General features: G+C 66.6%; 4 protein-coding genes. 1 reads left to right on the forward strand and 3 read right to left on the reverse strand.

The window, feature by feature from the left end; genetic code table 11:
* The coding region (locus KME78_RS63470; protein WP_219539925.1) for a helix-turn-helix transcriptional regulator at positions 1–1,088 on the forward strand (1,088 nt) is incomplete at its 5' end.
* Positions 1,089–2,058: 970 nt separating this feature from the next.
* Here the strand turns inward: KME78_RS63470 and KME78_RS63475 are convergent.
* From KME78_RS63475 to KME78_RS63485, 3 genes are all read right to left on the reverse strand, one after another.
* Positions 2,059–2,553 carry a hypothetical protein gene (locus KME78_RS63475; protein ID WP_219539926.1) on the reverse strand — a complete coding sequence of 165 codons (495 nt, stop codon included), beginning with the start codon at positions 2,551–2,553 and terminating at the stop codon, positions 2,059–2,061.
* A 424-nt stretch (positions 2,554–2,977) separates the two neighbouring features.
* Positions 2,978–4,159 carry an MFS transporter gene (locus KME78_RS63480; protein ID WP_219539927.1) on the reverse strand — a complete coding sequence of 394 codons (1,182 nt, stop codon included), beginning with the start codon at positions 4,157–4,159 and terminating at the stop codon, positions 2,978–2,980.
* A 239-nt stretch (positions 4,160–4,398) separates the two neighbouring features.
* A complete protein-coding gene (locus KME78_RS63485; RefSeq protein ID WP_219539928.1) occupies positions 4,399–4,794 on the reverse strand; it encodes a hypothetical protein in 396 nt (131 codons plus the stop codon).
* Positions 4,795–5,322 lie beyond the last annotated feature (528 nt).

Below are 5,322 nucleotides of genomic sequence, written 5' to 3' on the forward strand. Positions count from 1 at the left end.
CCAGGCTGCTCATCGCCGCGATGAGCAGCCTGGCCGACTACCGGCAGGGCCGCTGGGACGACGCCGCGGCCCGGGGGCAGATCGCCGCCGCGATCGCCGACGAGCTCGGCCCGTGCTGGATGTCCGCGCACGCCCACGCGGTGGCGTCACTCGTGCCCGCGGCCAGGGGCGACTGGCGGCGCGCCGGACAGCATGCCGACGCGGCCCGGCGGCTGGCCAGGGACGCGACGGCGCCGGTCGCGGTCATCGGGCCCGCGTTCGCCGCGGCCCACCTGGCCGCGGCCCGGAACCGGCCAGACGAGGTGATCACCCTGCTGACACCGCTACTCGACCTGTTCACCCGCCCTGAGCCCGCTCCCTCATCGCCTGGCCCGATCGCGTACGCCCAGCCCGCTCCACCCCACGCCGCCTGCGCCCAGCCCGCTCTACCCGATCCAACCGCGTACGCCCCGATCGCTCCCTCATCGCCTGACCCGACCGCCCACGCCCAGCCCGCTCCGCTCGACGCGATGGCGAATGCCGAGCGCGGGTTGCTGCCCTGGGCCGATCTGCTGCTGGACGCGCTCATCACGGAGGGCGACCTGCGCAGGGCCGATGACGTACCGGCCGGCTCTCCTGGCGTCCGGGCTCGGCTGCTGGCGGCGGGGCATGAGATCGAGATGGCCCGGGTGGCGTTCGAGGCGGCGTGCGTGGAGACCGAGGAGCCGTTCGAGCGGGCGCGGACTCTGCTGGCGTACGGCTCGTTCCTGCGCAGGCTCGGCCGCCGAGCCGCGGCGGCCGAACAGCTCAAGGAGGCGCTGCGGGAGCTGGAACGCCTGGAGGCGGTGCCGTACGCGCAACGCTGCGAGATCGAGCTGGCGGCGTGCGGGCAGCAGCACGCGGTCTCCGCGCTCGGCCTGACCCCGCAGCAGGACGCCGTGGCCCAACTGGTCGCCAACGGGTTGACCAACCGGCAGATCGCCCGCGAGCTGCTGCTGAGCGTCAAGACGGTGGAGTATCACATCAGCCAGGTGTACGCCCGGCTGGGCGTTTCGTCCCGCGTCGCCCTGGCCAACGGCGTCCGAGCCCGCACGGGCTCGTCACTCTGAGGCGTCCAGTCGGAACGCGGCATGCCGAGGTTCGTTCGGGACGAAGAGGCCGCGGGTTCAAATTCTGTTGCTGCAGATCAAGGCCTGGTTCTCAAGATCGAGAACCAGGCCTTGATCATTTGACTGTCTATACGAACGCCGCCCTGGGGGACAGCCTGTCGGCAATCGCCTCCCGCACCAGGCGGGCCTGGCGTTGGCTGACGCGGTGCATGACCGCGTCGTCGGCATAGCGTTCGAACGGGACTGGAAAGTGGCATGAGCGACGGGGCTACCCGCCGGAGTTTCGGCGCAAGGTGCTGGACCTGCTCGAAGCGGGCCGCACGGCCACCGAACTGGACATCAGCACCCAGACGATCTACACCTGGCGTTCGCTTCAAGCCACCGCATACGGTCGGGTGGCCACTGTCACTTTTGCAGGAGGCCCAAGGGTGAGATTTCCCCTGGGCCTCGCGACGGACTGCTACGCACGTGCAGCAGTACACACTCCTGTGCAGGCCTTATAAAGGCCACCGGAGGCACGGGAGGTATTGAAAGCGCCGGTGTTGTACCACTGCGAAAGAACGCCCCCATGGGTGGCCTTCATGCTGCGGAGATTCGCGCCACTGGCGCTACGAAGAGTGAGCGTACCTCCTGAAGTCATGAAGGCCTGGGCGTGGTAGCCGCGTGCGGTCCCCTGCGTCCCGTCACAGAACCACACCCGGACGGTGTCGCGGTTAGCGCTCGCTAGTTTGCTGCAGGGTGCAGCGGCCGTGGATGCTGAACCGGAGCTCGCGCTGATCGCCAGGCCAGCGGACCCCTTATGGTCCAGGGCCGCCTGGGCGTTCGCCGTGCCGAGCAGCGCCACCGCCAGGGCACCGGCTGTCAGGGCGCCGACTTCGGCCACGCGGATTTCTTTCCTGCTTTCACGAAATATCTTCTCTCTGGCGAGCGTGAACTCGCTGCTAAATTGAACCGCCCTTGATGAGAACCCCTACCGGCCGACGGGCGAGAAGTATCCCAGGACGCCTTCAGATATCACGTTGGAAGTAGGAGTCTTCTCGCAGTCGCTGCGGACGGAGACGAAGTGGCTCTGGGTGTGGGGGACATAGCACCGGTAGAGCGGCTGCGTGGCCGCCAGTTGCCTGCGCTTGTAGAGGTAGCCCTCTTGCTGTATTAGCTTATTGTTCTTCACGGGCCTGACGCTGTTCTCGCAGTCGGCCTCGCCGGTCAGGAATTGGTCGCGCTCCGCGTCGCCCGCCAGGCAACTGTAGATAACCTTGGTGAGGCCTGACACGGGCGTCGTGAGGATCGGCACCCGGCTCTCCTCGCGATATGCCGGGCCGGGGCGTCCAGTGCTGGTCACGTAGTGCTTGAGACCGTCGAAGTAGCGTACCAGCGGCTTGGTAGCCAGCGCGGCCTGCTGACCGGCCTCGGCCTGGGCGGCGGAAACTCCGGATCCGGCGGTGACCACAACTGCCGCCAGCATCCCGAGAATGGCAAATCTCGCCCTCATATCAACTTTCCCTTCGTACTGCCTGTGTCTATGGGGAATGAAAATCCCGTGCATGGTTCTTCGCGGGAGCGGGGATATGTACGGCGGCAACTCTAGCCACTCCGGTAACACGATGATCTGCTATGCCCGCTAAATGCCCGCTATATGGCCGCCAAATGTCCGCTGATCCAGCCGCGTCTCAACCTTCCGTGATCTTCGTATGGCAAGCTGAACGGGGGAACAAGGACTTGGCCGTGACTTGCCCGTCAGTGTCCGGATGGCGGCCTGGCTCACGACCCTCGGGCTGCGTGCCCGTGGCCGTACCTGGCTCGTCACCGGCGCCGTACGCCCATAGCCGTACTGGGCTGACGTCATGGGGGGCCAGCGTAATGGCGTCGCAGGGCTCGAGTGCCTGCGATCAGGACGACCGAGACGGTGCGGCGGCGGGTGACCGGCGCGAGAGCAGGTATCCCGTCAGTGCGGCGAGCAGGCCGGCCAGGCCGGCCGCCGCGAAGCCGCCCGCCGGCACGGACGCGTCGATCGCCACTCCCACGACCGGGGAGCCGAACGCGAACCCCGCGCTCGCCGCCGAGGCCTGCAGGCCGGTCGCCTCACCTCGCACACCGGCCGGCGCCAGCCGGCTCACCGAGTCGGAGACCGTGGAGAGGGTCGGTGCGGTGAGCAGTCCGGCACCGATGACGGCCACACACAGCCAAGACCAGTCATGGGCAAGTCCGGCCGGAATCGTCACCAGCCCCAGCAGGCCGAGCAGCAGCCAGGTGGGCATCGCCCAGGGCAGCGCTCCGTACACCAGACCGCCCACGACGGACGTCACCCCGAACACGACGACGACCACGGCCGCCCACGAGACCTGACCGGCTTCTTGGAGAGTGGCGACGATGGCCAGGTCGACGCCGCTGAGCAGCATCGCGACGCCGAACCCCATCGTCAAAACAGCGACCATGCGCGCTCCAAGCCACTCCCGGCGCCGGGGCCGGCCTGCTGCGTCGCCGTCCGCCTCGTCCTCGGCCCGCAGCGGCGGGTTGAGCATGGCGATCCCTGCCCCGCCAGCGACGATCGCGGCGCCCACCCCCCACGCCACCACGCCGGGGGACACCTTCGCCGCGCACAGGATCACCACCGCCGGGCCCACCATGTACGACAGCTCGCCCACCACCGACTCCAGCGCGAACGCTGCCCGCCGCTGCTCTGCCGTCGTCATCGCGGCGATCGCCTGCCTGGTAACCGATTGGACCGGCACCATCAGCAGACCGGCGGCGAAGGAGGCACCCAGCAAGATCACGTACGGCAGCACAGGCACGGTCAGCCAGAACACGATCTGCGGCACAACCGTGGCCAGCAGCACGATACGCAGGCCCCGCCGGTCGATCATCCGACCCAGCAGCGGCCCACCCAGCGCGACACCGGCGGTGAGCGCCGCCGCCACGGCTCCCGCCGCCGCGTAACTCATGCCGAGGGCAAGCACGACGTACATCGTCAGCGCCATCGCGTCCGCCGTGATCGCGGCACGGGCGACCAGCGAAATGCCCAGCAGTGGCGTCATCCCCGGCACCGCGAGCACCTGTCGAATTCTGATCACCGGTTTGATGATAAATCACCCGCAATACCCAAGTAAGTCGCTAATTCAGTGGACCAGGCATAATGAACGCCTTTGCCACGTGACCTCGAGACCGCACTGCTGCGGTCGTTCGTCACCGCCGACCCGGGCGGGCGAGGAACTGCTGCCCAACGCCGAGCGCATTCTCGCGCTCGTCCGGCCCTCTTCCCCGGGCGATGCTGTGTCACGTGTCAAGGAGTCCGGTGTCGTGGACGACGGCCTCACGGGCACAGGTCCGACTCCATGCCGGCAAGGGTTGCACACACTGCATAGTGGTTGCTGAATTTGAACATGACGGCCGAGATCGGCACGGCGGCTATGGCGATGAGAAGCGCGCAGACGGCGAGCCCTTTACCGCCCTGGCGCTTGGCGACCAGCGCGATAATGGACAGGATGATGGCGATCAGCGCGATGGGCACCGTCATGAGAAACCATCCGACGACGATCCAGGTCGCCGTCAAGGCGACCACGAATGCGATAACGCTGATCACGATCGCGGTGACCGCCAGCCCTTGACCGCGCGGTACGGCGACGGGCGGAATGTTCGCGTATCCGTATGGCGCGTGCCGCTGACCGGGAAGCTCCGACTCCTGGTCCTGAGAACCGTGCGGTGGCATGAGCAACTCCTGAGACGTCGGTTAAACGAGTAACAACTTATCGAAATTTCGGCCCAGCAAGCGGTAATCGAATCCACCTTCGCCACCGTCCGGCACCGCACCAAGGTCACCAAAGAGCCGGGCTCACGCGCGGCCGGGCCGGCCACTAAAGATCTTGATCAACAGGTATTGCCGATCGCCCTGGCCTAGGCAGAGCACAGCTGCGATGGCTCGTCCCTCGACCTGCTGAATCACGCCGATCCGCCATGCACGAATACCATGGGCGACCCTTGGCAATCTTTACTATCCATTGATATGACCCTAAAATGCCCTGCCAATGCCCTCGACCATCACCTGGCCGCAAGTGATACTCGTATTCATGAAAACAACGGTAAAAGCACTGCTCGCGGGGTCGGTGTTGGCGGCTCTTCGAACTTGATCGGGGTTTGAGGTTCCGCGGAGTGCAGAGGGCTTGAGAGAGCTCGTGGCTCTCGGTGATCCTTCTTGTTGTCGAGGCAAGAAGATCACAGCAGAGAAGCCACGAGCATG

Source organism: Nonomuraea guangzhouensis, assembly GCF_019396345.1.
Classification (GTDB): Bacteria; Actinomycetota; Actinomycetes; order Streptosporangiales; family Streptosporangiaceae; genus Nonomuraea; species Nonomuraea guangzhouensis.